The 24,876-nt window shown below is 68.8% G+C and carries 24 protein-coding genes and 1 riboswitch; of the genes, 3 read left to right on the top strand and 21 right to left on the bottom strand.

All coding sequences use genetic code 11. From position 1 onward, the window contains the following. Positions 1-89 precede the first annotated feature (89 nt). On the bottom strand, positions 90-1,265 hold the full coding sequence (locus OG735_RS39005; protein ID WP_327327869.1) for a serine hydrolase domain-containing protein: 1,176 nt from the start codon (positions 1,263-1,265) through the stop codon (positions 90-92). Between the two features lie 248 nt (positions 1,266-1,513). Between OG735_RS39005 and OG735_RS39000 the strand changes: the two genes are divergently transcribed. Continuing rightward, positions 1,514-1,972: a DUF5709 domain-containing protein gene (locus OG735_RS39000; RefSeq protein ID WP_327327868.1), complete on the top strand. Its 459-nt coding sequence runs from the start codon at positions 1,514-1,516 to the stop codon at positions 1,970-1,972. A gap of 68 nt (positions 1,973-2,040) precedes the next feature. Here the strand turns inward: OG735_RS39000 and rpmG are convergent, their stop codons facing one another. The 7 genes from rpmG to OG735_RS38965 all read right to left on the bottom strand — a co-directional run bounded on the left by rpmG (position 2,041) and on the right by OG735_RS38965 (position 8,688). Further along, entirely contained in the window at positions 2,041-2,205 is a 165-nt protein-coding gene (gene rpmG, locus OG735_RS38995; RefSeq protein WP_327327867.1) for a 50S ribosomal protein L33, read from the bottom strand. A gap of 308 nt (positions 2,206-2,513) precedes the next feature. Next, a complete protein-coding gene (gene hypE, locus OG735_RS38990) occupies positions 2,514-3,596 on the bottom strand; it encodes a hydrogenase expression/formation protein HypE (RefSeq protein WP_327328606.1) in 1,083 nt (360 codons plus the stop codon). A gap of 31 nt (positions 3,597-3,627) precedes the next feature. Then, on the bottom strand, positions 3,628-4,752 hold the full coding sequence (gene hypD, locus OG735_RS38985) for a hydrogenase formation protein HypD (protein ID WP_327327866.1): 1,125 nt from the start codon (positions 4,750-4,752) through the stop codon (positions 3,628-3,630). After that, positions 4,749-5,072: a HypC/HybG/HupF family hydrogenase formation chaperone gene (locus tag OG735_RS38980; protein WP_327327865.1), complete on the bottom strand. Its 324-nt coding sequence runs from the start codon at positions 5,070-5,072 to the stop codon at positions 4,749-4,751. Before OG735_RS38980 ends, hypD begins: the two co-directional genes overlap by 4 nt. A gap of 53 nt (positions 5,073-5,125) precedes the next feature. Next, positions 5,126-7,528, bottom strand: a complete 2,403-nt coding sequence (hypF, locus tag OG735_RS38975; RefSeq protein ID WP_327327864.1) for a carbamoyltransferase HypF — start codon at positions 7,526-7,528, stop codon at positions 5,126-5,128. Continuing rightward, positions 7,525-8,289, bottom strand: coding sequence for a hydrogenase nickel incorporation protein HypB (hypB, locus tag OG735_RS38970; protein WP_327327863.1), 765 nt, complete (start codon positions 8,287-8,289; stop codon positions 7,525-7,527). The genes hypF and hypB overlap by 4 nt, the downstream gene beginning before the upstream one ends. 3 nt (positions 8,290-8,292) lie before the next feature. Beyond that, entirely contained in the window at positions 8,293-8,688 is a 396-nt protein-coding gene (locus OG735_RS38965) for a hydrogenase maturation nickel metallochaperone HypA/HybF (RefSeq protein ID WP_327327862.1), read from the bottom strand. A 681-nt stretch (positions 8,689-9,369) separates the two neighbouring features. After that, positions 9,370-9,528, top strand: a riboswitch (cyclic di-AMP (ydaO/yuaA leader). A gap of 4 nt (positions 9,529-9,532) precedes the next feature. Between OG735_RS38965 and OG735_RS38960 the strand changes: the two genes are divergently transcribed. After that, positions 9,533-10,339, top strand: a complete 807-nt coding sequence (locus OG735_RS38960) for a transglycosylase SLT domain-containing protein (RefSeq protein WP_327327861.1) — start codon at positions 9,533-9,535, stop codon at positions 10,337-10,339. Positions 10,340-10,359: 20 nt separating this feature from the next. Here OG735_RS38960 and OG735_RS42185 read toward each other — a convergent pair whose 3' ends face one another. The 9 genes from OG735_RS42185 to OG735_RS38920 all read right to left on the bottom strand — a co-directional run bounded on the left by OG735_RS42185 (position 10,360) and on the right by OG735_RS38920 (position 19,236). Next, positions 10,360-10,476 carry a DUF6893 family small protein gene (locus OG735_RS42185; RefSeq protein WP_442812565.1) on the bottom strand — a complete coding sequence of 39 codons (117 nt, stop codon included), beginning with the start codon at positions 10,474-10,476 and terminating at the stop codon, positions 10,360-10,362. Positions 10,477-10,486: 10 nt separating this feature from the next. Further along, positions 10,487-11,035 (bottom strand): hydrogenase maturation protease, encoded by a 549-nt coding sequence (locus OG735_RS38955; RefSeq protein ID WP_327327860.1) that lies wholly within the window; start codon positions 11,033-11,035, stop codon positions 10,487-10,489. Beyond that, complete coding sequence (locus tag OG735_RS38950) at positions 11,032-12,471, bottom strand: hypothetical protein (RefSeq protein WP_327327859.1); 1,440 nt, start codon at positions 12,469-12,471, stop codon at positions 11,032-11,034. Before OG735_RS38950 ends, OG735_RS38955 begins: the two co-directional genes overlap by 4 nt. Further along, positions 12,468-13,166: a DUF6084 family protein gene (locus OG735_RS38945; RefSeq protein WP_327327858.1), complete on the bottom strand. Its 699-nt coding sequence runs from the start codon at positions 13,164-13,166 to the stop codon at positions 12,468-12,470. Before OG735_RS38945 ends, OG735_RS38950 begins: the two co-directional genes overlap by 4 nt. Then, positions 13,163-13,831 carry a DUF5947 family protein gene (locus tag OG735_RS38940; RefSeq protein ID WP_442812564.1) on the bottom strand — a complete coding sequence of 223 codons (669 nt, stop codon included), beginning with the start codon at positions 13,829-13,831 and terminating at the stop codon, positions 13,163-13,165. The genes OG735_RS38945 and OG735_RS38940 overlap by 4 nt, the downstream gene beginning before the upstream one ends. Continuing rightward, positions 13,828-14,442, bottom strand: coding sequence for a hypothetical protein (locus OG735_RS38935; RefSeq protein WP_327327857.1), 615 nt, complete (start codon positions 14,440-14,442; stop codon positions 13,828-13,830). The genes OG735_RS38940 and OG735_RS38935 overlap by 4 nt, the downstream gene beginning before the upstream one ends. Next, positions 14,439-16,223 (bottom strand): nickel-dependent hydrogenase large subunit, encoded by a 1,785-nt coding sequence (locus OG735_RS38930; RefSeq protein WP_327327856.1) that lies wholly within the window; start codon positions 16,221-16,223, stop codon positions 14,439-14,441. The genes OG735_RS38935 and OG735_RS38930 overlap by 4 nt, the downstream gene beginning before the upstream one ends. Positions 16,224-16,302: 79 nt before the next feature. Then, entirely contained in the window at positions 16,303-17,391 is a 1,089-nt protein-coding gene (locus OG735_RS38925; RefSeq protein ID WP_327327855.1) for a hydrogenase expression protein HypE, read from the bottom strand. 60 nt (positions 17,392-17,451) lie between these two features. Continuing rightward, the gene (locus OG735_RS38920) at positions 17,452-19,236 is read right to left on the bottom strand and encodes an enoyl-CoA hydratase-related protein (RefSeq protein ID WP_327327854.1); all 1,785 of its coding nucleotides are present in this window, start codon (positions 19,234-19,236) and stop codon (positions 17,452-17,454) included. 228 nt (positions 19,237-19,464) lie between these two features. Between OG735_RS38920 and OG735_RS38915 the strand changes: the two genes are divergently transcribed. Beyond that, positions 19,465-19,833, top strand: a complete 369-nt coding sequence (locus tag OG735_RS38915; RefSeq protein ID WP_327327853.1) for a low affinity iron permease family protein — start codon at positions 19,465-19,467, stop codon at positions 19,831-19,833. Positions 19,834-20,086: 253 nt separating this feature from the next. Here the strand turns inward: OG735_RS38915 and OG735_RS38910 are convergent, their stop codons facing one another. Genes OG735_RS38910 through OG735_RS38900 form a run of 4 tightly spaced genes read right to left on the bottom strand, consistent with a single transcriptional unit; the run spans position 20,087 to position 24,876 of the window. Next, positions 20,087-20,596 carry a hypothetical protein gene (locus OG735_RS38910; protein WP_327327852.1) on the bottom strand — a complete coding sequence of 170 codons (510 nt, stop codon included), beginning with the start codon at positions 20,594-20,596 and terminating at the stop codon, positions 20,087-20,089. Further along, entirely contained in the window at positions 20,581-21,006 is a 426-nt protein-coding gene (locus tag OG735_RS42180) for a GNAT family N-acetyltransferase (protein ID WP_442812645.1), read from the bottom strand. The genes OG735_RS38910 and OG735_RS42180 overlap by 16 nt, the downstream gene beginning before the upstream one ends. A gap of 41 nt (positions 21,007-21,047) precedes the next feature. Then, complete coding sequence (locus tag OG735_RS38905; RefSeq protein ID WP_327327851.1) at positions 21,048-21,641, bottom strand: sarcosine oxidase subunit gamma; 594 nt, start codon at positions 21,639-21,641, stop codon at positions 21,048-21,050. Next, complete coding sequence (locus OG735_RS38900; protein WP_327327850.1) at positions 21,634-24,876, bottom strand: sarcosine oxidase subunit delta family protein; 3,243 nt, start codon at positions 24,874-24,876, stop codon at positions 21,634-21,636. The genes OG735_RS38905 and OG735_RS38900 overlap by 8 nt, the downstream gene beginning before the upstream one ends.

Below are 24,876 nucleotides of genomic sequence, written 5' to 3'. Positions count from 1 at the left end.
GGCAGGCGTTGAGCCCACGGCCAGGACGCTCACCCCCTGCTCGGCTTCCCCGACGGCCGGCTGGAGGGAGCGGCCGCGGTGAGTACTCCTCAGCCGCCGCTCAAGGGAGTGTCCGGGGCGACATGGTTGGCGACCGAGATCAAGAGCTCGGTACTGAAATTCTTGGCGGTGTTGCTGCAGATCCCCTGTGTCGCGACCGTCGCGATCGCGATCTTCTTGGAAGGCAGATAGGCGATCGTTCCCTGATAGCCGGCGAATGACGGATTCTGCAGGAGCCAGGTGTTCTGCACGGCCAGCCCAAGGGCATAGGAGGTCGTCGGCGACAGCTTGGAAACGGGTGTGATCTGTACCTTGTGCGACTCGGGCGTCAGCAACTTCCCCTCGCCCAGTGCCATCACCGACTTCCCCATATCCTCCAACGTTCCCGTCATGACCGCTCCCGGGGCCAGCGTCCATGACGGATTCCAGTAGGTGGAGTCCTCGAATACGCCCCGTTCGTTGTCGAAGGCATGGAGTACCGGGGCGGTGATCTCCGCCGTTGACGGGTTGTCGGTCCGGGTCAAGCCGAGGGGCTTCAGGATCTCATTCCGCATCACTTCCGCCAGAGGCTTCTTCTCCACTTTCGAGATGATGTCACCAAGGATCACCCAATTGGCGTGCGAGTACACGAAACCCGTTCCCGGGGCTTTCTCGAGCGGCTTGGAGACGGAGATCTTCACCAGTTCTTCCGCCGTCCATTGCCGGAACGGATTCTTGTAGAGCTCGGCCACGAACTCACGATCCCGGACATAGTCCGAGTATCCAGAGGTGGTAGAGGCCAGCATCTTCAGTGTGATCTCGTCCGCGTGTGGAAGGTCGGGGCGCCACCGGGAAATCTTGTCGTCAAGCTTGACCTTGCCCTCGTCGACGAGCAGCAGAATTTCCGTCGTCAAATAGGGAATCGCAACCGAGCCAATCCGGAAATGCATGTCCGTCGCAACAGGAACGCCCGTCATCGACTCTCCTGAAGCGACATTCGAAATTCTCTTGCCGTCGACCCATACCCCTGCCATGGCTGAACCGAGTTTGTACTTCTTCAGGGATTCTTCGACCTGCTTCTTGGTGAAGTCGGCGGTGTCCGTCGGAATGCACGTGCCGCCTTGAGAGATCTGTCCGGACGGACACGCCTTCGCAGCGCTCGCAGCCTCACTGTCGACACAACCCGCCAGCGAAGCGCCCAAAAGCAATTGCAGACATGCGAGAGTAAGTGTCTTGGGTGTACGCACGGTGGAGCCTCCATGCAAGGTCGAAGGACGCCGGCTCTGCGATCCCCACTTGTCGCCATTGAGGGCCTCGTTTCGCATGCTAACCGTCGGCGTCAGCCGGCGCGCTTCAGAGGTTTTCCAGGAGCTCCTCAGAACCGCACCGCACCTCTGAGCCGACATGGGGCTTGCGAAACGGCTCGCCACAGGGCGCCGGCACCGCAGCCTGGCGGAAACTGAAAGCAGGGAGCAGGGAGCCGTGAGGAGGAGACATGACCGAGAGCACCATGGGCGACGAGGTCTACCAGCCGGACGGGTCCGAGGTGCAGGACGATGCCGGACTGCTGGACGCCGAGGACACACTCGAGGATCCCGCGCTGCAGATCCTCTCGGACGGGTACTCCCCGCCGGAGCGACCGTGGGCCGTGGACCGGGTGGGCACCACCGCAGCGGAGCAGCGCCTGGGCGAGAGCCTTGAGGAGCGGCTGGCCGAGGAGGCACCGGACGTCACCGTTCCCACGGGCGATGGGCTGGGGGACACCTCGGACACCGACGGCGAGCTGATCGACGACGAGGTCGGGGCGGACCGCGCCGGGCGGCTTGTGGCCCCTGACGAGGGGGCCCACTCCGACCTGGAGAAGGAGCTGGTCGCTACCGACGTCGGCATTGACGGTGCCGCCTCGGCGGAGGAGGCGGCGATGCATGTGATCCCGGAATCCGAGCAGCTCTGATCTGCGCGAGGCTGCGCTGGGCGCTCGACCGAGCGCCCACCGCGGGGCGTCCGCCATAGGCTCCGGCGTCAGCGTTCCTCACGGAACAGAACGTGCCGGCCGACGGTGGCGTCGTACTTGCGCAGGAGCAGGCGGTCGGGGTCGTTGCGCCGGCTCTTGCGGGTGACGTAGGTGTCACCGGTCCCGGCAGTCGACCGCAGGATGATGACCGGTCGGGTGTCGCTTCGTGCCATGGGGTGCCTCCCGGCGATTCCGCTGGACCCCATCCCATAAACGGGATGGTTTTCGTTTTCATCGATGGGCTGATGGCAGTAACGAACCAAGACCCCGCCGCATTCCCGGGCGCAGCCCCGCTTCGGTGGGCTCCGACGGAAGGCTCACGGGTTCGGCGGTGCCCCACAGCCAGCGGGCGGCCCGCCGGTGAGCTGCAACCAGGCTGCCTCCGGAGAGCGGCCGGGCAGCCGACGATGTGCCAGCACGACACCGGTGCCCGGCCCGGTGGTGTGAACGTGGATGTGTGACGCGTTCCGCGACGACGGCATCAGCAGATTCGTGGCAACTGCTCCCCGATCGGCAGGTCCACCACCCGCGTGCCGCCAAGTCCGGTACGCGCCACCACCATTCCGGGGTGCGCCTCCACAGCTTCGCCGATCACAGTGGCGTCAGCGCCCAGAGGGTGCGAGCGCATCGCTTCCAGGACCGGCTCCGCGTGCTCGCGCGGAACGAACGCCACGAGCTTGCCCTCGTTGGCGACGTACATCGGGTCCAGCCCCAGGATGGCACAGGCGTTGGCCACGGGTGGAGGGACAGGAATGGTGCGCTCCTGGATGACGACTCCGGCGCCGGAGGCTGCCGCGATCTCGTTCAGGGCGGCTGCCAGGCCTCCGCGCGTGGGATCGCGCAGCACATGCAGGTCCGGGGTGACAGCGAGCATCGTCTCCACCAGGCCCCCGAGGGCCGCGCAATCGCTTTCGATCTCCACACCGAACTCGAGGCCCTCGCGGACGCTCATGATCGCGACGCCATGGACGCCGATCGCGCCGCTGACGATCACAACATCACCGGGGACGACGCGCTGCGGCCGCAGATCGACGCCCGTCGGGATGATGCCGATCCCCGCGGTGTTGATGAAGATCCCGTCACCGTGGCCGGCTTCGACCACCTTGGTGTCGCCCGTCACCACTTCGACCCCCGCGGTGCGCGCGGCCGAACCGAGCGCCTGCGACACACGCGAGACCACCGAGAGCTCGACCCCCTCCTCCAGGATGAATCCGCAGGAGAGATAAGCGGCTCGGGCGCCGCTCATGGCAAGGTCGTTGACGGTGCCGTTGACAGCCAGATCACCGATACTGCCGCCGGGGAAGAACAGCGGCCGCACCACGAAGGAATCCGTGGAGAAGGCCAGCCGGACTCCGCCGAGCGAGAGCGCCGCGGAATCGCCCAGCTGGCCGAGCACCTCTCCCCCGAAGGCCGGCGCGAAAATGTGCTGGACGAGCTCGGCGGAGAGCACGCCGCCACCGCCGTGGCCCATCACCACCCGGCTCTGGTCCCGCAGCGGGGCTGGGCAGGTCCACGCCGTGAGGTCCGGCAGACCCGGCCCGGCGGCCTGCGGTGAGCCGTTCAACGGCGTATCGCTCGAGAGCGCTTCTGTGGTCTCAGACAACGGGGCTCGCCTCCAGCGATGCGTTCGTGATGTCCAGCCGCCGGTAGAGGTAGTACGCGGCGCACGCGCCCTCACTGGAGACCATGGTGGCGCCGAGCGGGGTCCGCGGCGTGCACAGCGTGCCGAAGGCCTCGCATTCATGAGGCTTCAGCAATCCCTGCAGGACCTCGCCGCTGCGGCACTCCGCCGGCTCCCTGGTCTGGATGCCGGTGACCGAGAAGCGGTACTCGGCGTCGTACTCCCGGTACCGCGAGGACAGCCGCCAGCCGCTGCCGGGGATCGTTCCGATGCCGCGCCAGGCGCGATCGGTGACCTCGAAGACATCCGCCAGCATCGCTTGAGCGGCGTGGTTTCCCTCGGGGCGCACGGCACGCGGATAGGCGTTGTCCACGGTGTGCTCACCGCGTTCCAGCTGCCGTACGGCCCTGCGCACCCCCTCCAGGATGTCCAGCGGTTCGAATCCGGTCACGACGATCGGGACACGGAACCGCTCGGCCAGCTCGGGATACTCCGCGACGCCCATCACGCTGCACACATGCCCGGCCGCGAGAAAGGCCTGCACCCGGCAGCTCGGGGACTGCATGATCGCCTCGATCGCGGGAGGCACCCTGACATGGGACACCAGCAAACTGAAGTTCTGGATGCCGAGCCTGCGCGCCTGATACACCGTCATGGCATTGGGCGGCGCGGTCGTCTCGAATCCGATACCGAAGAACACCACTTCCCGGTCCGGGTTCTGCTGAGCGATCTTCAGGGCGTCGAGCGGCGAGTAGACGACCCGTACATCGCCGCCTTCGCTACGGACCTGGAACAGGTCACGGCCGGTGCCGGGCACGCGGAGCATGTCACCGAAGGAGCAGAAGATCACCTCGGGGCGGGAGGCGATCTCCAGCGCCTTGTCGATGACTTCCAGCGGGGTGACGCACACGGGACAGCCGGGTCCGTGGATCAATTCCACCTGGTCAGGGAGCAACTGGTCGATGCCGTGTCGGATGATCGTGTGCGTCTGTCCACCGCAGACCTCCATCAGCGCCCACGGTCTGGTCACGGTGGAATGGATGTCGTCGAGCAGGCGGCGCGCCAGATCCGGGTCCTGGAACTCGTCGATGTACTTCACTTCTCGGCCTCCTGAGGCGTGTCGATGCCGGCGGCGGGCAACGGGGATCCGCCGGCTTGCGCCACCGGCTCCCACGGATCGCCGAACTCCTCCTGGAGCAACCCGAGCGTGGCAAAGAGCTCGAGGGTCTTCTTGGCCGACTCCTCGTCCAGGCGCTGCAGGGCGAACCCCACATGCACGATGGCGTACTCGCCGACCTGGAGGTCCGGCAGATACTCCAGGCACACCTCCTTGACGACACCGCCGAAGTCAACGCGGGCCATACGGGTGCCGTCGCGTTCTTCGATGTCCAGGACTCTCCCGGGTACCGCCAGGCACATGTCCTTCTCCTCGCTGTGGGTGTTTCGTCGCCCGGTCTCCCCGGGGCACGTCGTCAGTCGCCTCCTGCGCGCAGGGCCACGGCGGCATGTGCGGCCACCATCAGTTGACCCAGCGCCAGCCCCCCGTCGTTCGGCGGGACTTGGTGGTGGCGCAGGACGGTGAAGCCGTCCTCGCGAAGCGTCCGTACGCACGCCGAGGAGAGCAGAGTGTTGGCGAAGACACCGCCGGTCAGAGTTACGGTGTTCAGTCCGCGCTTGTCTCGCGCCATGACGCAGATCTTGTGTACGAGATCGGCGACGGCCCGGTGGAAGCGCGCGGCGACAAGGGCCGGAGGTGTGCCCGCCCGTACGTCGTCGACGACTGCTGCCAGAACGGGTGCAGGGTCAGCGGCCACCGCAGCCCGGCCATCACCCGGAGGCCGCACGGCGAACGCGTAGCCGACGACGTCCTCGGCCGCCGCCGTGAGCGCGGCCGCCTCCAGCTCAATGGCTGCCTGGGCTTCGTATCCGGACTGATGGCAGACGCCCGCGAGCGAGGAGACGGCGTCGAAGAGCCGCCCCATGCTGGACGTGGGCACACAGTTCAGGTTCCGCTCCAACTGGTGTTCCAGTACCCGGAGTTCGTCGGGAGGGCAGGCGGCAGTGCAGGGCAGGTCCTGGGACCAGGCGATGCCGGCTGCGCGCAGATGTGCGAGTGCCATTCGGTACGGCCGGCGCACCGCGGCGTCGCCGCCCGGCAGGGATACATAAGCGACGTGTCCGAAGCGGCTGAACCCGTCGTAGTCCGCCAGCAAGAACTCCCCGCCCCACACCGCCCCGTCGTCACCGTAGCCAGTGCCGTCGAACGCGACCCCGATCACGGGGCGGCTCCCGTCCAGTCCGTGCTCCGCCATCGCGGCGGCGACGTGTGCGTGATGGTGCTGTACCCGCACGACCGGCCGGCCGGCCGCGTGCCGGCCGGCCCACTGTCCGGAGCGATAGCCGGGATGCCGGTCGGCCGCCAACAGCTCAGGGTTCACCCCGGTGATCGACTCCAATTGCGTTTCGGCGCGCTCGAACGCCTGCTGCGTGGCGAGGTCGTCCATGTCCCCGATATGGGCCGAGAGCCAGGCCCTGTGCCCTTCCGCGAGACAGAACGCGTTCTTGAGGTCGCCACCGACAGCGAGGGCCGCCGGCACGGGTAGGGGCAGTACGACGGGCAATGGGGCGTAGCCACGAGCGCGGCGGATCGTCAGCGGCTCCCCGTCGCACACCCGCACCACGGAGTCGTCGCACGGCACGTGGATCCCGCGGTCGTGCGTGAGCCAGGCGTCTGCCAGGTGCGCCAGCCGGGTCAGTGCGTCGGTGTCTTCGGTGACGATCGGCTCCCCCGCCACATTCCCGCTGGTCATCACGAGCAGGCACGGCCCGTCGGCATCGCCGGGCAGGCCGAGAAGCAGATGGTGCAGAGGTGTGTAGGCAAGCATCATGCCGAGATCGGGACTGCCGGGGGCGACCTCCTCCGAGGGATTCGGCAGTCCCGGCGGCACAGCGTCAGGCCGACGGCGCAGCAGGACGATGGGCCTGACGCCGCCCGTCAGCAGGCTTCGCTCCTGGGGGCCCAGGTGCACAAGGTGCTCGATGTCGGCGATGCTCCTGGCCATCAGGGCGAACGGTTTGTTCCCCCGGGCCTTGCGGTGGCGCAACGTGGCCACGGCCCGGGAGTTGGAGGCGTCGCAAGCGAGGTGGTAGCCGCCGAGGCCCTTCACGGCGAGGATCGCGCCCTGGGACAGGAGCCTGCGGGCCTCGGCGACGGGGTCCTCGGCGGATACGGGCCGAGGCGAATCCTCCGTATTCGCTTGCGCCACGAGCAGACGCAGGCGGGGGCCGCAGGCGTGGCAGGCGACCGGCTGCGCATGAAAGCGGCGGTCGGCCGGATCGGAGTACTCCCGGGCGCAGTCGGCGCACATCGGGAAGTCGGCCATGGTCGTGTGGTCCCGGTCGTACGGAAGACCGCGGACGATCGTGAAGCGGGGGCCGCAGTGCGTGCAGGTGATGAAGGGGTGGCGGTGACGCCGGTCGGCCGGATCGGCCAGTTCCGCCAGACAGGTGGCGCAGGTCGCCATGTCCGGCGACACCAGGGTGCGCGCGGGTCCGCCCGTGGTGGATGCGGCGATGGTGAACCCGTCACCCCCGGTGGTGGGGACCTCCTGATGGTCGACGGACTCCACCCGCGCGAGAGGCGGCGCGTCCGCGGAGATGCGGGCACAGAAGAGAGCGACGTCAGCGGGTGGCCCTTCGACTTCCGCGACAACGCCCTCACCGGTGTTGGTCACATGGCCGACCAGGTCGAGCCCGGTGGCGAGTGTGTACAGGAACGGCCGGAACCCGACGCCTTGAACCACGCCCCGGACAGTGACCCGCCTGCGCTGCACCGCCTCCTCCGCGGCGACGGCGGCCGACTGCGGACCGCTCACGAGCCGGACTGCGCCATGGCGCCGGCGGCCGCCGTATGGGTATGCGTACCGTGTTCGTGCTGATGGAGATGCTCCTGACGGGCCATGACGGGCGCGTGGACCGGCCCGCCGTCCGCTGCCGCCGTCGCCCGGTCCAGCAACGCGCCGACGCCGTCGCCCCGACGCGCGGACGTCAGCAGCACTTCCACCCCCGGGTTGACCTGCGCGACGTTCGCCCGGAACGCCGCCTCGTCGAACTCGACCGCCTCTGCGATGTCGGTCTTGGTCACCACCACCAGGTGCGCCAGACCGAAGGCGGTGGGGTACTTCAGCGGCTTGTCCTCCCCCTCCGTCACAGAGGCGAGCACAACCCGCACGGACTCACCGAGGTCGTACGAGGCCGGACAGACCAGGTTGCCGACGTTCTCCACGAACAGCAGCCGGGTGTCCTCGGACAGCCATCCGTCCAGGTGCCGGCTCAGCATCCCGGCCTCCAGATGGCACAGACCGTCGGTCAGCACCTGCTTGACCGGGACTCCTGAACGAGCCAGGCGCACAGCGTCGTTCTCGGTGGCGAGGTCGGCGGTCAGGGCCGCGACCCGTACTCCCCGCTCCCGCGCCAGCAGCAGCTCGCCCTCCAGCAGAGCGGTCTTCCCACTGCCGGGGCTGGACAGCAGATTGACGATCGTGGTGCCGCGGGCGGCAAGTTCGGCGCGCAGCGTGTGCGCGGTCGCATCGTTCTTGGCGAGGACCGCCTGTTGCAGATCGACCACACGGCACATGCTTCAGCACTCCTCGAAAATGGGTTCACGGGCCCGTTCGTGCTCCTGGCCGTCCTCCCAGTGCACGCTGACGATCTGCAGTTCGCGTCCCGAGAGCAGCTCGGCGGTCGCCTCTCCGCACATCGGACAGCACAGTTGCGGCGGCATTCCGACCGCCCATTCATCCGCGCACGGTTCGCAGCGGGCACGACCCGGCACGGAGTCCGCGACCAGCTCGGCACCTTCCAGAACGGTCCCGGCACAGGCCAGTTCGAAGCAGAAGGAGAGAGCGTCGGGGACCACTCCGGCCAACTCGCCGACCTGGAGGCGTACGGACGTCACCGCGGTGACGCCGCCTGCTTCGGCCGCCGCCTGCTCCACCTGGCCGACGACAGCCAACGCGATGGACATCTCGTGCATCGCTCTCCGTCCTGGCACTGGCCGACCGCCGTCGAACGCTCTGGGCCCGGTGGGCGTCGCCCGCCCGCGCCAGCTGAGCGCTGGGGCCGTTCGGCACCATTACAGGCCGGGACCCGGCGGCGGGGAGCCCGGCACGCCGACGCCACCCGGCCGCGTACACCGTTCGGGGCAGCGGCGGAAGCCGTACCGGTCCCGGGGTGCACGTCGCCACGGAACCGCCCGGCCGGGAGGGTGGCTCCAATTACTACTTAAACGGACAGAACATACCTATATGGCATTAATGCATGGATAGGTCGAATGTGGGGATTTAATACGCACTCCGGGAGCGCGATCACGCTTCGAAGTGTCCGGAATGGGCGTTTGCTCGACATTGCTCCCGACATCCATTTTGCGGGAAATCACGCGACTTGTCGTGCATTTTCGCGGCGCCGTGGGGCAGACCGTCCCGCATCGACGCTCGTGATATGGGTCACGTCCGTGACGCTGCGCGAAGGGCGCCGGCCCGGCTCAGTCCCGTGCCCCAGAAAGAAAGTTGAGTTTCCCGCCCTCGGTGGATCACGGGATTTTCCGCGGCAGAATCCGCCGCGTGGATTGCAGTGGTGAATTCAGGGCTTGTTCCATCCAGCCCTTTTCGCTTACGGTCACCGCAATCCGGACGGAACGCCGAATCCTGCCGCCGTCCGGCAAAACCCACCCACTTACGTACGGCAGGAGCGGGGGACCCAGGTAAGCCGCCGATCCGGAACCCGGAACGGCTCGGGGTGAAGTCGCATTCCCCCTGCGGCCGGGCATCTCCAGCCCGAACCCGACAGCTGACCTCGCAGGCGACGGAGAGGAACTCGCCATGCCCGCAAAGGGTAAGCATCGCCGTCCCAAGTCCAGCCCGATCACTCGGGGTTTCGTCGCTGCGGGTGCGGGAGGTGCCGCACTCGTTCTGCCGGTGATCGGCGCGACCACTGCCGGCGCGGCACAGCCGACGGCGCATCCCTTCACAGCTGAAAAGGCTGTGGCGCCGACCGTCGCGGGCACCACGCCCGTCGCCGCGAAGAAGGCCCTGCCCACCACCTATTCCGTCGTTGTGGGCGACTCCCTTTCCAAGATCGCACGGGCACACTCCCTGAGCGGCGGCTGGATGCGGCTGTACAAGGACAACCGGCGGGCAATCGGTAGCAACCCTTCGCTGATTCACACGGGTCTCAAGCTGTCGGTCGGCAAAAAGGCCAAGGTGACCCCCAACACGTCTGCTCCGGACGAGCGGGCCAGCCGCTCCGCGCAGAGGAGCACGCTGGCCACCAATGGCGCCGCCACCGCCGCGAAGCCCGCGACCTATTCGAACAACCTCGACGGCTGGATCAGGGAGTCGCTGGACGTCATGGCCAAGCACGGCATCCCCGGCTCGTACAACGGCATCCACCGGAACATTATGCGCGAGTCCTCGGGCAACCCGCTGGCCATCAACAACTGGGACTCCAACGCCGTGAAGGGAACCCCGTCCAAGGGGCTCCTCCAGGTCATCGATCCGACGTTCCGTGCCTATCACGTGCCCGGTACGTCAATGAACAGCTACGACCCGGTCGCCAACATCACCGCCGCGTGCAACTACGCGGCCGCCAGGTACGGCTCGATCGACAATGTGAACGGCGCCTACTGACGCCGGTCACCTCAGTCGCGTCACATCCTGCGGATGCGCAGATAGCGCATGAGGTCCGGCAGGGCCAGCCTGACGACGGCGGCCAGCGCAGTCGCGGCAGTAGCGGCGGCCGCGCCACCGATGATCGTCTTCTTCATGCTCTTCTCCTCACTTCGCAGCCTCGCCGACCGCAGCCGGTGGCGCGGACGATTCCTGCTCGCCGTCCCGCAGCAAGCCCATGATCAGCCGTACGGCCTCCGGCACCGCGGCGCCCACGGCGGGACTGAGACCGATGCCTTCCTCCACACCGGCGGGTTCGCATCCCACTACCAGGATGCGCCGCGGCGGCCGCGCGCCGGTGCCGGCGCAGAGGGTCTCCAGGAGAGCCAGGACCGCGTCGGGGGACATGCGGTGACCGTCCAGCAGCGCGTTCCGGGGCTCGATGCCGCCCGCGCCGTCGGCTTCGATCAGATACACCGTGCCGGGTTCGCCGCCGCGCGCCGTGGCATCGACCAGGACGAGCGTGTCGTAGCCGTCGAGAAGCTGATACGCCAGGTGCACGCCCCGTACGCCGATGTCCACGACCTCGGCGTGCTCCGGCAGCTGTTCCGCGGCCAGCCTGCGCACGGTCTCGACGCCGAAGCCGTCGTCGCCGAGGAAGATGTTTCCGACCCCGGCGACCAGAATCCGGTCGTTGTTCCGCTCAGGACGTGTCATGCGTCCTCCAGGGGGGCGACCTCGTCGGGCTGGAAGTACAGGAAGCGGCCCTGCTCGCGGCGGATGTCGGCTCCTGGATCGCCCTCGACGGTCACTGCCAGATGCACGGCCCCGTCCACGTCGTGCAGCACCGCCTCGACCCTGGCGCTGCGGCCGTGCAGGAACAGGTCCTGTGCGTCGGTGCGCCGCAGGCCCGGGCGCAGCAGCACGCGGCTCCCGGCGCCCAGCGACCGGCCGTCCACGACGACGCGGTCGCGGGCCGGGTCGAAGCCGGAGTCGCTCGCCGGGTCCCACCACGGGGTGCCCGGTGCCTCCACGCCGTATTCGCCGGTAAACCCGGGACAGGCGGGCGGCGGGGGTGCGTCCGACGCGTCGGGGCCGGTCACCTCCCGTAGCGCACGCACCGCACCGTGCAGGCGCTCAAGGACTTCAGGAGGCATCGAGTCGGCCAGGTCGATCACCGCGCCGGCCCGCTCGTCGGTGCCACGAGCCTCGCGCTTCTCCTCGTCGGTGAGGGCTGCGGTGCGCAGCGCGAGGATCTCGTCGATCTCGGTGGCGTCGTAGAGAGCCCCTGGGCTCTCCGGGGCGATGGCGGGGTGGTCCTCCAGGATGATCGGGGAAGACAGCACCAGATCCGCGCGGCCGGGTTCGCCGGCGAGGACCGGCCAGGTGTGCAGGTTGCGGCAGGACGCGATCGCGCCCTTGGCCCACTCGGGCGGATCCGTCATCGACAGGAACGACCCGGCGCTGAGGCCCATCAGCAGATGGGCGGCCACCAGCGAGCGGGGCAGCGCCGCGTCACGGTCGGCCGTGCCGTCCGGCGGGCTCCAGCTGCTGGTGTTCTCCACGACAGCGGTCAGACGCATCACCCGGTAGGGACCGTCGAGGTCACGTGCGGACAGCCGCACGGCGCCACTGATCTCCTCGCATCGGCGAATCAGCCGGCCCACCGTCCGGCCGGTCGCGTCCAGGACGGGCTCGGTCTCTTCGCGGGCAGGGCGGGTGAAGGGAACAGTGACACCGTCTCCTGCCAGCTCCTCCACGTCTGCGAGCACCTCGACACGCTCCTCGGCGCCCTCGTCCCAGGGAACCAGGACGCGGTCCTCGAGGTGGAGTTCGGGCACCGTCTCGAACCCGCCGTCCTGCCGGGCCTGTTGCACGGTCCTGCGCCGGGCGTGCAGGAAACGCACCTCGACCGCCAGCCTCGCGCCCGCCTTCGGTTCCATCAGACATTCGGTGTGCTGGAAGTCGTGCTCCTCGCACTCGGAGCCCCAGGCGGGCGGCACGAGCACTCCGAACTGCCAGCGCAGCCGGTTCTTGGCCGCCGAAGCCCGGTACGGGTAGAGCACATAGCCCTCGAAGAGCACCGCGTCGGCCACCTGTCGGGCGACGGCGAACCGGGCTTCCGTCGCCGGTGCGAAGGCAGTTGTCGTCAACGGGCCGTCCTTCCGGTAGCGCGTGGCAGCAGCGCTCGGTCCAGGGCGTGGACCGGCTGGGGGTCCGGCGTGCCGGCCTCGGCCAGCAGGGCCCGGACGGCCGCCTCCCAGGAGGGATGTGCCCGCCGCGAACGGAAGGCGAGCAGCGCGTCCATGGTGTCGCGCGGCAGCCGGATCCAGCCGCAGCCGGGGAAGTGCTGCTCGACCATCTCCTGCCACACCTTTACCGGCATCCGGAAGGCCGCCTCCCGGTCCCACGGCACGGGTTCGACGCGGAAGCCGCCTGCTCCGGTGAATGCCGTTCCGGAGAACAGCATGAGCAGCGACACCTCGCCCGCCTCGAGGGCGTTGAAATACCGGGTGGCGGCGACGTCCATGTCGTACGTGCAGGGGACGGCGAGGTCGGTTTCCGTCTCTCCCGTGAAGCTGGGAACCATGTGCGAGACCTGGGCGAACTGAACCGGCTGGAGCGTGCTGCCCCAGCGTGAGCGCTCTCCGAAGAGGTCGGCCAGCCCGTCGGCCTCCGCGGGAGCGTAGCCGCGCCGCGCGGGTTCGATACGGATCTGGCAGCGCAGGGCCAGGGCGTGCACGCGGGCGTTGTCGGACGCGGTGATGCGCAGCCTGAAGACGAGTGTCGGACCGGCGGCGTACTGATCGGCCCGTACGCCCGTACACGTGAAGGCGAACTCCGTCATGACCGGTCCGCCCCCTGCACCACTTGGGCGCGGCCGCCGACATGTGCGAAGAAGGCCTCCAGATCGGTCCGGGCCTCGGCTCCGCCGTCAAAGCCCTGCCACAACAGGCGCATGCGGCCCACCAGTTCGTAACAAATGTCGATCGGGACGAGGTAGCACTCGGCCCGGCCTTCCACCCGGCGCAACAGAAGCGCCTCCACATCGGGTTCGAGGAGCGCGGCCAGTCGACTGCCGCCCAGCACGGTCTGCCATGCCGACGGGTCGAGTTCACTCTCGGTCGCGCCGGCGGGACTCGGGTAGAGCGCGACCAGGCGGTTGAGCGCCGCGTTACGGAAGAAGAAGGCAACGCCGACCGGGATCTGCAGAACTTCCCACGCGCTGTCGTCCAGGCGGTGGTCCGGGTCGGCCAGATAGCGGTCCGGCACCGCCCGGAAGCGGCCGCCCGCGGCACCGGGCCGCTCGAACAGGAGGGAACACGGGACGCAGGCGCAGGCAAGTGCGCGTTTCTCCGTGTCCACCAGGTGGCGGTGGCTGTTGTCGGCCACCGCCACTCCGCACAGTTCGCAGCGCTCCTGCCGGGGTGGCCGCTCGGTCAGAAACCGTCGCAGGCCGCGCAGTTCACCGGCAGGCCCAGGAGGCTGTGGCCGGAGCTGGGGCGCGCTCACCGCGTCTTCGCCACGGCCGGTCCGGGCGCCGTACGGGACGTGGGAGCCTTCCCGATCTGGAGCAGCGCCGGCTCCCGGGCGGTGGCGCCGGCCTCCACTTCCACGGCCGTCACCTCAGGCGCAAAGCAGGTGAGAGCGTCCTCGACTGCCTGCTGTGCCGACGCGGCTGTGCCGGCGCAGCCGCAGCCCGCACCACCGGCAGACCGCAGGCGCAGCGTTGCGGAGGAGTCGTCGAAGCCCGCCACCTCCCAGGCATGGTCACCGGCCGCGTCCAGAGCACGCGCGATGCGCGTGGCGGTGTCCTCGGGGTGCAGGTCGTGCAGGACCAGCAGGCTCGAGACCAGTTCGTCTCCGAGCAGGCCGGCCAGGGGGCTGCCCGGGGATTTGCCGGCGGCGGGGGCATCGAGCAGCCGGACGATCCGGGCCAGACCGGCGCCGTAGAAGTCCATCAGGACCCTGACCAGTTCCTCGGCCCCGGCACACGCCGATTCGTCGCCGGTGGCGGCCAGTCGGTCGAGGACTTCTTCCACGCGCCGTCCTGCCTGCTCCGCGTTCATGACCCGGTGGGCAGCATCGGCCGGCGGGGCGGCGGTGTGGGCTGCCGCGCTCATCCGGAAAGGCCGCTCAGGCCGGTGGGCACGTGCATCGACTTCACGGTCTTTCCGCCGCCGACGTACATGTGAACGCCGCAGGGCAGGCAGGGGTCGAAGCTGCGCACCGTGCGCATGATGTCGATGCCCTTGAAGTTCTCCGGGGAGTTCTCCTCGAAGATCGGCGTGTTCTGCACGGCGTCCTCGTACGGGCCGGGCGTGCCGTAGGAGTCGCGCGTGCTGGCGTTCCACGGAGTCGGCGGGTACGGATGGTAGTTGGCGATCTTCCCGTCCCGGATGACCATGTGGTGGGAGAGGACACCGCGTACGGCCTCGGTGAAGCCGCAGCCGATGGACTGGTCCGGCACCTCGAACTTCTCCCAGGTCTGGGTGCGGCCGGCACGCACTTCGTCCAGGCCCTTCTCGGCGCAGTGCAGGGCGATGGCCGCAGCGTAGGCCTGGAAGTAGGTGCGGGCACGGTTTCGTTCCAGCGCGTTGCTCCAGCGCGGGATCTTCCACTCGAAGGTGGTCTCGGGCTTGGTCATCGTGCGCGGCAGGTTGATGACGACGCTGTTGCCGGTGGCCTTGACATAGCCGACGTCGACGAGCCCGGACAGCGCCGTGGACCACAGGCGGGCGAGGGGGCCACCGCCGGTGTCGAGCGGCAGGTAGTCCTTGCCGTCGAACCAGCGGGGGGACATCACCCAGCTGTACTTGTCGTTGAAGTCCCGCTTCTGAGGGGCCGGGATGGTGTGCTGGTTCCACGGGTGGCGCGGGTCGACGGGGTTGCCGAGCGGGTCGTGGGTGACGAACTGCTCCTGGCCCTGCCAGTCGTCGTAGTACGAACTGCCCAGCAGGATGCGGATGCCGAGGTTGATCTCGGTAAGGTCGTTGGTGACGAGCTTGCCGTCGACGATGACGCCGGGGGTGACGAACATCTTCCGTCCCCAGTCGGTCATATTGGCGTAGGTGAAGTCGCAGTACTCGGGGTCGTTGAGGGCGCCCCAGCAGCCGAGCAGCACCCGTCGGCGGCCGACTTCCTCGTACCCGGGCAGAGCCTCGTAGAAGAAGTCGAACAGGTCGTCGTGCAGGGGGACGACTCGCTTCATGAACTCCACGTAGCGCATGAGGCGGCTGAGGTAGTCCGTGAAGAGCTGAACGGAGGCAATCGTGCCGACTCCGCCGGGGTAGAGCGTGGAGGGGTGCACATGGCGGCCCTCCATGAGGCAGAACATCTCCCGGGTGTAGCGGCTCACCTGGAGGGCTTCCCGGTAGAACTCGCCTTCGATGGGGTTGAGTGACCGCATGATGTCGGCGATGGTGCGGTAGCCGTGGTCCCCGGCGTGCGGCGCCTCGGTGCGCTCGGCGAGCTCAAGGACGCCGGGGTTGGTCTCGCGGACCATCTTTTCGCAGTAGTCGACCCCGACCAGGTTCTCCTGGAAGATGTTGTGGTCGAACATGTACTCGGCGGACTCGCCGAGGTTGATGATCCACTCAGCCAGGTGCGGAGGCTTCACCCCGTAGGCCATGTTCTGGGTGTACACCGAACACGTGGCGTGGTTGTCGCCGCAGATCCCGCAGATGCGGCTGGTGATGAAGTGTGCGTCCCGGGGGTCCTTGCCGCGCATGAAGACGCTGTAGCCGCGGAAGACCGACGAGGTGCTGTAGCACTCCGCGACCCGCTTCTGCTTGAAGTCGATCTTTGTGTGGATGCCGAGACTGCCCACGATCCGGGTGATCGGATCCCAGGCCATTTCCACCAGGCCACTGCCGTCGCCGGCCGCCTTCGTCTTCGGTGCCATCGTGAGTGCCGTGCCCTTCTTCAAGCTGGAGGTGGGTCGCGCGGTGAGGCGTGAGCAGGTACTTCGGTTCAGCGGGGGTTCACCAGGGCGGCCGGTAGCCGGTGGTCAGCTTCTGTCCCGTGTGGCGCCACTTCGGCTCCTTGTCCACGGTCCTGGCCGTGATGGTCCGCAGCTTGCGGATCACCGCGCCGTACGCTCCGCTGGCGGTGCTGGACACCTTCGCGCCGGGCGGTTCGTCCATGAACGGCATGAACTTGTCCGGGAACCCCGGCATGGTGCAGGCGATGCAGATGCCTCCGACGTTCGGACAGCCGCCGATTCCGTTCATCCAGCCCCGCTTGGGCACGTTGCACTTGACGACCGGGCCCCAGCAGCCGAGCTTGACGAGGCACTTGGGCGAGTCGTAGGTGTCGGCGAACTGTCCCTGTTCGTAGTAGCCCGCGCGATCGCACCCCTCGTGCACGGTGGCGCCGAACAACCACGTCGGTCGGAGCTTGTCGTCCAGCGGGATCATCGGAGCGGCGCCCGCCGCCTGGTAGAGCAGGTAGGTCAGGGTCTCCGAGAAGTTGTCGGGCTGGATCGGACAGCCGGGCACGCACACGATCGGGATGCCGGCCTTGGACGTCCAGTCCCAGCCCAGGTAGTCCGGCACACCCATCGCACCGGTCGGGTTGCCCGCCATGGCGTGGATCCCGCCATAGGTGGCACACGTTCCGATCGCGACAACAGCCAGCGCCTTGGGCGCGAGCCGGTCGATCCATTCACTGGTGGTGATCGGCTGGCCGGTTTGGGGATCGTCGCCGAAGCCGCACCAGTAGCCTTCCTGCTTGATCGACTCGTTGGGGACGGACCCCTCGATCACCAGGACGAAGGGGTCGATCTCACCGCGCTCGCCCTTGAAGAACCATTCGATGAACGTGTCCGCGCCCCCGACCGGCCCACATTCGAAGTCGATCAGGGGCCAGTGCACAGCGATCTTGGGCAGGCCGGGCAGCACGCCGAGCACGATCTCCTCGATACTTGGCTGCATCGCCGCCGTCAGGGCTACCGAGTCACCGTCACAGCTCAGCCCGGCATTGATCCAGAGGATATGGATCGGTGGCGCGTCATCGGCGGGTGCCCCGGCGGCGTCCGCGTCCTGGGCCGCGGTCGACGTGGCTGCATTCATCAGCGTGCCTCCTTGGGGAGGTATGTCATGAAATTCGGCATTTTGACCTCAGCCTTCTTGTTAACAGACATCCGGTGCTGAAGCCGAGTTTTCGGCGTCCGGTCCGGTGACACGGGCCTGGGACCGGAGCTGATCCGTCACGCGTGTTGCAGACACCGGAACCTCCAGATGCGGCGGTGTTTGCAGCGGCTTCTCCTTGCGGACGAACGCGCGGCGCAAAGCGTGGTAGGGGGCGGCCGGGTCGGAGAAGGTCCGCCGCATATGGGCCAGCTCCTCCTCCCGGAAGGCGGCGAGCGGCTTGAGACTCTCCTGGTGGTCCCGCTCGGCCTTCTTCGCAGCGATCCGCGGCTGCACCGCGGGGAGGGAAGCGAGGTGCCCGGCGAGCCGGGCGACCTCTGCGGTGAAGTCCTGCGGGGTGCACTCGACCAGTCGCTCGACGAGGCCCAGTCGCTGCGCGGACGGCCCGCTCACAGGCAGGGCCTGACGCATCAGACGCCCTGCCACCGCCGAACCGACGCGGCGAGGCAGCGTGTACGTCCAGTACTCCGAGCCGTACAGGCCCATCAGCCGGTAGTGCGGATTCAGCACGGTGCCCGATCTGCACCACACCTCGTCCGCTGCCAGTGCGAGCATCGCCCCGCCCGCGGCGGCATGTCCGCCGACGGCAGCGACCACCAGCCGGTCCGTGGTCATCAGGACGGCCTCGACCAGGTCGTCGATGGCGTTGATGTTGGCCCAGGACTCCGCACCGGGGTCTTCGGCCGCCTCGATGACGTTGAGGTGGATGCCGTTGGAGAAGACCTGGCTGCCGCCGAGCACCAGCACTGACGTGGGACGCGAGCAGGCCTCCTGATAGGCCGCCAGCAGACGACGGCACTGGGTGGTGCTCATCGCGCCGCCGGCGAACGAGAACGAGAGGATGCCGACGTTGCGCTCCTCCCTGTAGCTGATGTCCGTCCAGGTACGGCGATGCGCGTCCAGACGCAAGGGCGCGGGGCTCTCCGGCAAGGAGGGCAGCCGGCCGGCAAGCGCCTGAACGGCAGGCAGCTTGAACGTGGGGGGCTGCCCGGGCCTGCGCCGGGGCCGCAGCTCGGGAATCCACACGGCGCCGTCCGTCGTCGCGCGGCAGACAGCTCCGGCTCGTGTGGCCAGAAGTTCGCCTGGGTGCCCGCACAGCTCGTCCTCGGGGTGGCCCCCGTGCAAGTACCACTCGCCGCCCAGCAGTTCGTCGAGCACTCCGGGCTGCGAGTCCGCGGCCCGCAGCTTGCGGACGATCGTTTCGGTGGACTCCGACGCCCAGTCGATCCGCCGGACGCTCTGATCGAGATACGGCCGGGCTCGGCCGGTTCCTCCACTGCCTTGGCCGGTCTGCGCGCGAGGGGTGTACGTCCCGGTGGCGAACCGTTCCACCGCCAGCATCACAGCAGTCACCGCCGCGTCGGACACCTCGCCGCGGTACAGGTCGCTCTTGGCCACCGGCGGCATCGGGCAGGCGGCTGCGGCCCACACGTCACCCGCGTCCATCTCCGCGTTGGCCTGCAGGACAGTCACACCCCAGTGGCCAACGTCCTCGTGCATCGCCCAGTCGAGGGACGAAGGCCCGCGGTCCCCGACGGGGCCGGGGTGGACGACGAGACACGTGTACGCGGACCACACCTCGCGTGGGATCGCCGTCTTCAGTATCGGCGCGACGACGAGCTGCGGCTCATGACGGCGTACGGCATCCGCCAAGGACTCTCCGTGCAGGGCGAGTTCCACCGACACGGTGTGACCGTGATCCCTCAGTTCGGCGTGGAGTCGCTGTGTGAGGCTGTTGAACGCAGTGGCGACGAGCAGGATGTGCATGACAGGCCTCCCAGCGGTCAACGTCTCCGGCAGCGTCTCCCCGGCCGCCTGTGATCGTCGAATAAACGGAACCGGCCACGGCGACGCCGAGCCACGAGGTCACCCAAAAGCGGACATGGCGACGGCCACCTGGCGGTTCGGGCCTTCTCGGCCTTCCCCATGAAAGGCGCGCGCCGACACCGGTTGTGGCCGCCTGCATGTCCTCGCGTGGTCGGGTAGGCACGTCGTATGACTCTTCAGCATCCCGCCGATCGCGGTGGCGACAAGCGCACATGGTTCGCCCGGTTGGCGGAGCACGCCTCGAACTTCACCAGCTCGCCGGCCTTTTTCGGAGTGTGCTTGGCCTTGGTGGCCCTCGTCGTCACTGCCCATGCCATGAAGCTTCCGGACGAGTGGCTGCTGCTCGCCGGAGAATCGATGACCGCCGTCACGCTGCTGCTTCTGGCCCTGCTCAAGAACTCGGAACGGAGAGCCGAGCACGCGATCCAGCGCAAGCTCGACGCCATCGCTGCCGCGCTGCTGGAGATGCAGGAGAAGAAGCCCGGCCAGGCACTCGAAAACCTCAGGAGCGCCATTCGTATGGAAGAGGAGACCTGAGGGACGGACTGGGTGCGCCTGGGGCCTGCGACGCCGACGTGAGCCTTCCCTGCACAACGCGCCATCGTCGAAGAGGGGCAGGCGCATCACGTGTCTCCGCCTGCCACCTCACCCGATCCAGTCGCTGTCCCGGCAGCCGCGGCGGTGTGACCTCACGGTCGGTGGCCGCCGGGGATGTCGCCCGGCGAGCACCACCGCCCGGTGCTCGCCGAATGCCTCTTTCCCGATACGCAACAGGCACGCTGACTGCTGGTCAGGACTCCTCGAAGTAAGCGTCCAGGACAGCGTCGAGTTCCGCTGCCCACTCCTTGAGAAGGCTCCTGGCCGGGGCCTCGACCTCGGCGTCGAACCAACGGCGCATCGTCAAGTGGACCGTGACGGTGAATCGACGCCCGAATCGGGCGGACTTCACCTCGACGGCGCCGATCTCGTCCCACCGGAACTCGGCTTCCTCATCGTCCAGCCGGAACCGGACCCCGTCGCGGTCCGCCCTGATCGAACCGCGGCGGTCTCTGACCTCGAAGACGGGGCCGCTCACTTCCTCCCCCGTCTCGCTGACGACACCCTCCTCGTCGGGGGCGGGTACCTCCTCACGGACGGCCTCGTCAGACCTTCGCTCCTCGGTCTGGTCCGGGATTGGCTCTTCTGCCTCCTCCACTTCTCCCGTCCCGGCAGAGCGGGGGGCCGTGAGGCCAGGGATGTACGCCGGGTCTGTCCCGACGGCGTACTCGAGCGGAATGTTTGGATCTACGCGCTGCTCCACGACGGGCAGTATGGCCGATGAACCTGTGGGCAACCAGTGAACCGTGAGACGAGGGGGCACCACTGGCTTCGGCCATGACCGAACCGGCCGCCTTTGGTTCGCGGTACAACTCTCACGACCGGTGCAGGAAGAGGTCCAGCTCGTCGCCACCGCGGAGGGCAGCGGGTCAGCGCCTCGGTCGCGACGCCGCGTCGCCGGTACTCCCGGGCGACAGCGAGGTCGACCACACGGCGGGACCGGGTCCACGGTCGGCCTCGAGAGAGCCGGATCCGGCCGGCCGGAGCACCATCGACTTCGACTTCGATGATCTCCAGCCGACCGGGCGGATACCGCTGCAGCCAGTCGCGCTCACGTGCGTCGAACTGTCGGCAGAGAAGGAACTCCCGCTCGCGCTCCGGCCACGCATGCAGCCGAGGCCATGGCCTTCCCGGACGGCAAGCACGCAGCTCCGTCAGACGTACTCCGATGCGGCGTCCAGCAGCCAGTCCGCCAGGTAGCCGGCGAAGGACGAACGGACCAGCAACCAGAAACCGGCCCGGGGTTCGTCCCGTGCGACCAGCACTACCTGCGCGCGGGCCAGGGTGGTCTGGGCGCAGCGTCCGGGGCCGAAAGCACGTGGGTGCAGGTCCAGCGGGCAGCCGTGGGCCAGCAGATCGCGGGCGCGGGGGCCCGTGACGAGCAGGGTGGTGCGCTGGGCCGAGACATCGGTGACCGATGCCGGTTCGTCGCCGGCAGCCGCCCTGATCTGGTCCTCCAGGCCCGACTGGCTGCCGGGCGGCCCGACGACGAGCCATTCGTCGGGGCCGAGCCAGATGGCGGCGCGGCCACCGGCGTGTACGACGGTGTCGGGTTCGATGGGCAGTTGGAGACCCAGAGCAAGCCCGACGGCGTCAGCAGCCTTGCCCTTGGGGTCGAGCCGGACGTTGACCTGGGCCAGGAAGGGCAGTTCGACCAGGCGGACGGCTCCTCCGGAGGCGCGGGTGGCCGCGGTGAGGCGCCCGGCGGCATGCGCCAAGGGGCTGTGGCGGGTTGCGGTGTCAGCCATCGCGGCGGGCTCCCTCGGGATCGTAGAGGACGGGGCTTGCGACGGTCACCGGGACCAGACGGTCGCCCACGGGCGCGTACAACCGCTCGCCGATGCGCTCCCGGCCGCCCTTGATCAGGGCGAGTGCGAAGGTCCGGCCGAGCGCCGCGCTGTGGTAGCTGGAGGTGACATGGCCGAGCATCGGCACCGGCGGCTCGGGGAGCACGCTGTCGGCGACCAGCTGGGTGCCCTCGGGGAGGAAGGAGTCCGGGTCCTCGGGAAGCAGGCCGACGAGGTGCTTGCGGTCGCCGCGTACGGTGTCGGCGCGTGCGTGGGAGCGCTTGCCGACGAAATCGGGCTTCTTCTTGGACACCGCCCAGCTCATACCGAGGTCCTGCGGGGTGACCGTGCCGTCGGTGTCCTGGCCGATGATCGGATAGCCCTTCTCGGCGCGCAGTACGTGCATGGTCTCGGTGCCGTACGGGGTGATGCCGAACCGGCTCCCGGCCGCGTACAGCGCCTCCCACAGCGCGCGGGCGTCCCACGGCGACACGTTGATCTCGTAGGCCAGTTCGCCGGAGAAGCTGATCCGGCAGATGCGGGCGGGGATTTCGGCGACGGTCGTGTCGCGCCACGCCATGAAGGGGAAGTCGTCGTTCGCGACGGCCAGTTCGGGGGCGAGGCCGGCCAGCAGCTCGCGGGAGCGGGGGCCGACGAGGGCGACGGTGGCCCACTGCTCGGTGACGGAGGTGCAGTGGACGCGTAGTTCGGGCCACTCGGTCTGCAGCCACTCCTCCATCCAGTCCAGGACGGCGGCCGCATTGCCCGTCGTGGTGGTGACGAGGAAACGGTCCGCGGCGAGGCGGATGACGGTGCCGTCGTCGAAGATCATGCCGTCGAGGCGGCACATGACGCCGTAGCGGATCATGCCGACTTTGAGGGTGCTCATCATGTTGGTGTAGAGCCGGTCGAGAAGAACGGCGGCGTCCGGCCCCTGCACGTCGATCTTGCCGAGGGTGGAGGCGTCCATGAAGGCGACGCCCTCGCGGGCAGCGCGGCACTCACGGAGCACGGCGGCCTTCATGTCCTCGCCGTTCTGGGGGTAGTACCAGGGCCGCTTCCACTGACCGACGTTCTCGAAGAGCGCACCATGCTCGACGTGCCAGTCGTGCAGGGCGGTCACGCGCACAGGGTCATGGAGCGCGCCGCGGTCGCGGCCCGCGAGGGTGGCGAAGGAGACGGGGGTGTAGGGAGGGCGGAACGTCGTCGTGCCGAGGGCGGAGATGTCCACGCCGAGGAGCTGGGCGACGGTGCCGCTGGCGAGGACACCGGATGTCTTGCCCTGGTCGTTGGCGGTACCGGCGGTGGTGTAGCGCTTGGTGTGCTCGACCGAGCGCATACCGGCGCCCGTCGCGCGGGCCAGGTCGTCAACGGTGACATCACGCTGAAGGTCGACGAAGCGTGGCGCGCCGGCGGCGCCGGGGACGACGAAGACCTGCATGGACGGGGACTGCGGTTCGCCGGCCACAACCGGGAGCTCGGGGGCACCGACCCCATAGCCCTCGGCCTCCATCGCTCGGGCGCCCGCCGCAGAGCCCTGAGCGAGAACGCCGGGCAGATCGAAGACGCCGGCGACGGAGCCCGCGGCCTCGACCGCCTGAGGGCATGAGTCGGGGACGAAGGTGCCGAGCGTCTCGTCGTAACGCAGCTTTCCGCCCGCCTGGCTGAACAGATGCGCGACGGGGTTCCACCCACCGGAGACCAGCAACAGGTCGGCAGCGAACTCGCGCCCCGACGGCCCTCCGTACGGGGCAACGGTCACCGCGGCGAGGCGTGCGTCGCCCGCGGTACCCGTCACGGCATGCCCGGCCAGCACCTCGATCCCGGCCTGCTGGGCGCGGCGCGCCCACTCCCCCGGTTCGGGTCGGGTGTCTACGACCGCCGCGATGTCCACGCCCGCCGCCGCCAGGTCGAGCGCGGCCGCGTAGGCGCTGTCGTTGGTGGTGAAGACGACGGCGCGACGGCCCGGCAGGACGCCGTAGCGGTTGGCGTACGTACGGGCCGAGCCCGCCAGCATGACGCCGGGCCGGTCGTTGTCGGCGAAGGCCAGCGAGCGCTCATGGGCTCCGGTGGCCAGGACGACGCGGCGGGCGCGGATGCGCCAGACACGCTCGCGGGAGACCTGCTCGGGGGCTTCGCCGCCGAGGTGGTTGGTGCGGCGTTCGACGGCGAGGACATGATTGTCGTCGTAGTAGCCGAAGACGGTGGTGCGGCGCAGCACACGAACCTCGGGCTCGGCACCGAGCCGCGCGCCCATCTCGGCTGCCCAGTCCAGGAGTTGGCTTGTTCCGAGGAGACTGCCGCCCAGCTCGGGCTGGTCGTCGGCAAGGATGACACGCGCCCCGCTGCCTGCGGCGGCAGCCGCGGCCGCGAGTCCGGCCGGTCCCGCGCCGACGACGAGCAGGTCGCAGTGGGCGTGGACGGCGTCGTAGCGCGCGGGATCGGGCTCGGTGGCAAGCCGTCCCTGCCCGGGGAGGCTGCTGGCGACGAGCCCGTCGTACAGCTCCACGGCCGTCGCGGGCAGCATGGGCTCGGGGAACGGCTCCTCGATCTGGACGACCGCGTTGGGCTCCTCGACGCCGGCGGAGAAGATGCCGCGCGGGCGGCCGAGCTTGATGCTGGTGCCGGCCTGGATGATCCCGTTGGCGAGCAGGGCGGAGGCGAGGGTGTCGCCGCGGAAGCCTTCGTATGTCGTGCCGTCGAAGGTGAAGGTGAGCGGTTCGGCACGGGCTACGCGGCCGCCGGCGGTGCGCCGGAACGGCTGAGTGCCGGTGCCGATGGTGGGGGCGGGGGTTGACTCCCCCACCCCGCCCTTTCCCGTAACCAGGGGCTCCGCCCCTGGACTCCGCTCCTCAAACGCCGGAGGGGCTGGATTGTGCGGGACAGCCTGTCCGCCGACCCTACCGGCTGAAGGGGAGGCCGCCGGTTCCGGGCGCGGCTCGCCCGCTCGGTACACCGTCAGGATCTCGTTCGTCGCCGTATTACGCACGGCGTTGAACCAGCGACGGCATCCGGCCGCATGGCTCCAGCGCTCCGCGAACGGACCCCTGGGGTTGTCGCGGAAGAAGACATGGCGGGCCCACTCCTGGTCGGTCAGGGCGGCGGGGTCCTCGGGATAGGGCACGTGCGCCTGGCCGCCGTAGTGGAATTCGGCCTCGTCGCGGGGCCCGCACCAGGGGCATGGGATGAGCAGCAT

It is taken from the genome of Streptomyces sp. NBC_01210, assembly GCF_036010325.1.
GTDB lineage: Bacteria > Actinomycetota > Actinomycetes > Streptomycetales > Streptomycetaceae > Streptomyces.
Note: the sequence above shows the minus strand (reverse complement) of the source record. Positions and strands in the feature narration are given on the sequence as shown.

Bases quoted from the DNA above. Each gene is read 5' to 3' on its own strand.
- OG735_RS38955 (WP_327327860.1), bottom strand. From the start codon at position 11,035: ATGACACGTCCTGAGCGGAACAACGACCGGATTCTGGTCGCCGGGGTC.
- OG735_RS38930 (WP_327327856.1), bottom strand. From the start codon at position 16,223: ATGGCACCGAAGACGAAGGCGGCCGGCGACGGCAGTGGCCTGGTGGAA.
- OG735_RS38900 (WP_327327850.1), bottom strand. From the start codon at position 24,876: ATGCTGCTCATCCCATGCCCCTGGTGCGGGCCCCGCGACGAGGCCGAA.
- OG735_RS38965 (WP_327327862.1), bottom strand. From the start codon at position 8,688: ATGCACGAGATGTCCATCGCGTTGGCTGTCGTCGGCCAGGTGGAGCAG.
- OG735_RS38945 (WP_327327858.1), bottom strand. From the start codon at position 13,166: ATGACGGAGTTCGCCTTCACGTGTACGGGCGTACGGGCCGATCAGTAC.
- OG735_RS39000 (WP_327327868.1), top strand. From the start codon at position 1,514: ATGACCGAGAGCACCATGGGCGACGAGGTCTACCAGCCGGACGGGTCC.
- OG735_RS42185 (WP_442812565.1), bottom strand. From the start codon at position 10,476: ATGAAGAAGACGATCATCGGTGGCGCGGCCGCCGCTACTGCCGCGACT.
- OG735_RS38920 (WP_327327854.1), bottom strand. From the start codon at position 19,236: ATGCACATCCTGCTCGTCGCCACTGCGTTCAACAGCCTCACACAGCGA.
- OG735_RS38960 (WP_327327861.1), top strand. From the start codon at position 9,533: ATGCCCGCAAAGGGTAAGCATCGCCGTCCCAAGTCCAGCCCGATCACT.
- OG735_RS38905 (WP_327327851.1), bottom strand. From the start codon at position 21,641: ATGGCTGACACCGCAACCCGCCACAGCCCCTTGGCGCATGCCGCCGGG.
- OG735_RS38925 (WP_327327855.1), bottom strand. From the start codon at position 17,391: ATGAATGCAGCCACGTCGACCGCGGCCCAGGACGCGGACGCCGCCGGG.
- OG735_RS38980 (WP_327327865.1), bottom strand. From the start codon at position 5,072: ATGTGCCTGGCGGTACCCGGGAGAGTCCTGGACATCGAAGAACGCGAC.
- hypB (WP_327327863.1), bottom strand. From the start codon at position 8,289: ATGTGCCGTGTGGTCGATCTGCAACAGGCGGTCCTCGCCAAGAACGAT.
- OG735_RS38935 (WP_327327857.1), bottom strand. From the start codon at position 14,442: ATGAGCGCGGCAGCCCACACCGCCGCCCCGCCGGCCGATGCTGCCCAC.
- OG735_RS38915 (WP_327327853.1), top strand. From the start codon at position 19,465: ATGACTCTTCAGCATCCCGCCGATCGCGGTGGCGACAAGCGCACATGG.
- rpmG (WP_327327867.1), bottom strand. From the start codon at position 2,205: ATGGCACGAAGCGACACCCGACCGGTCATCATCCTGCGGTCGACTGCC.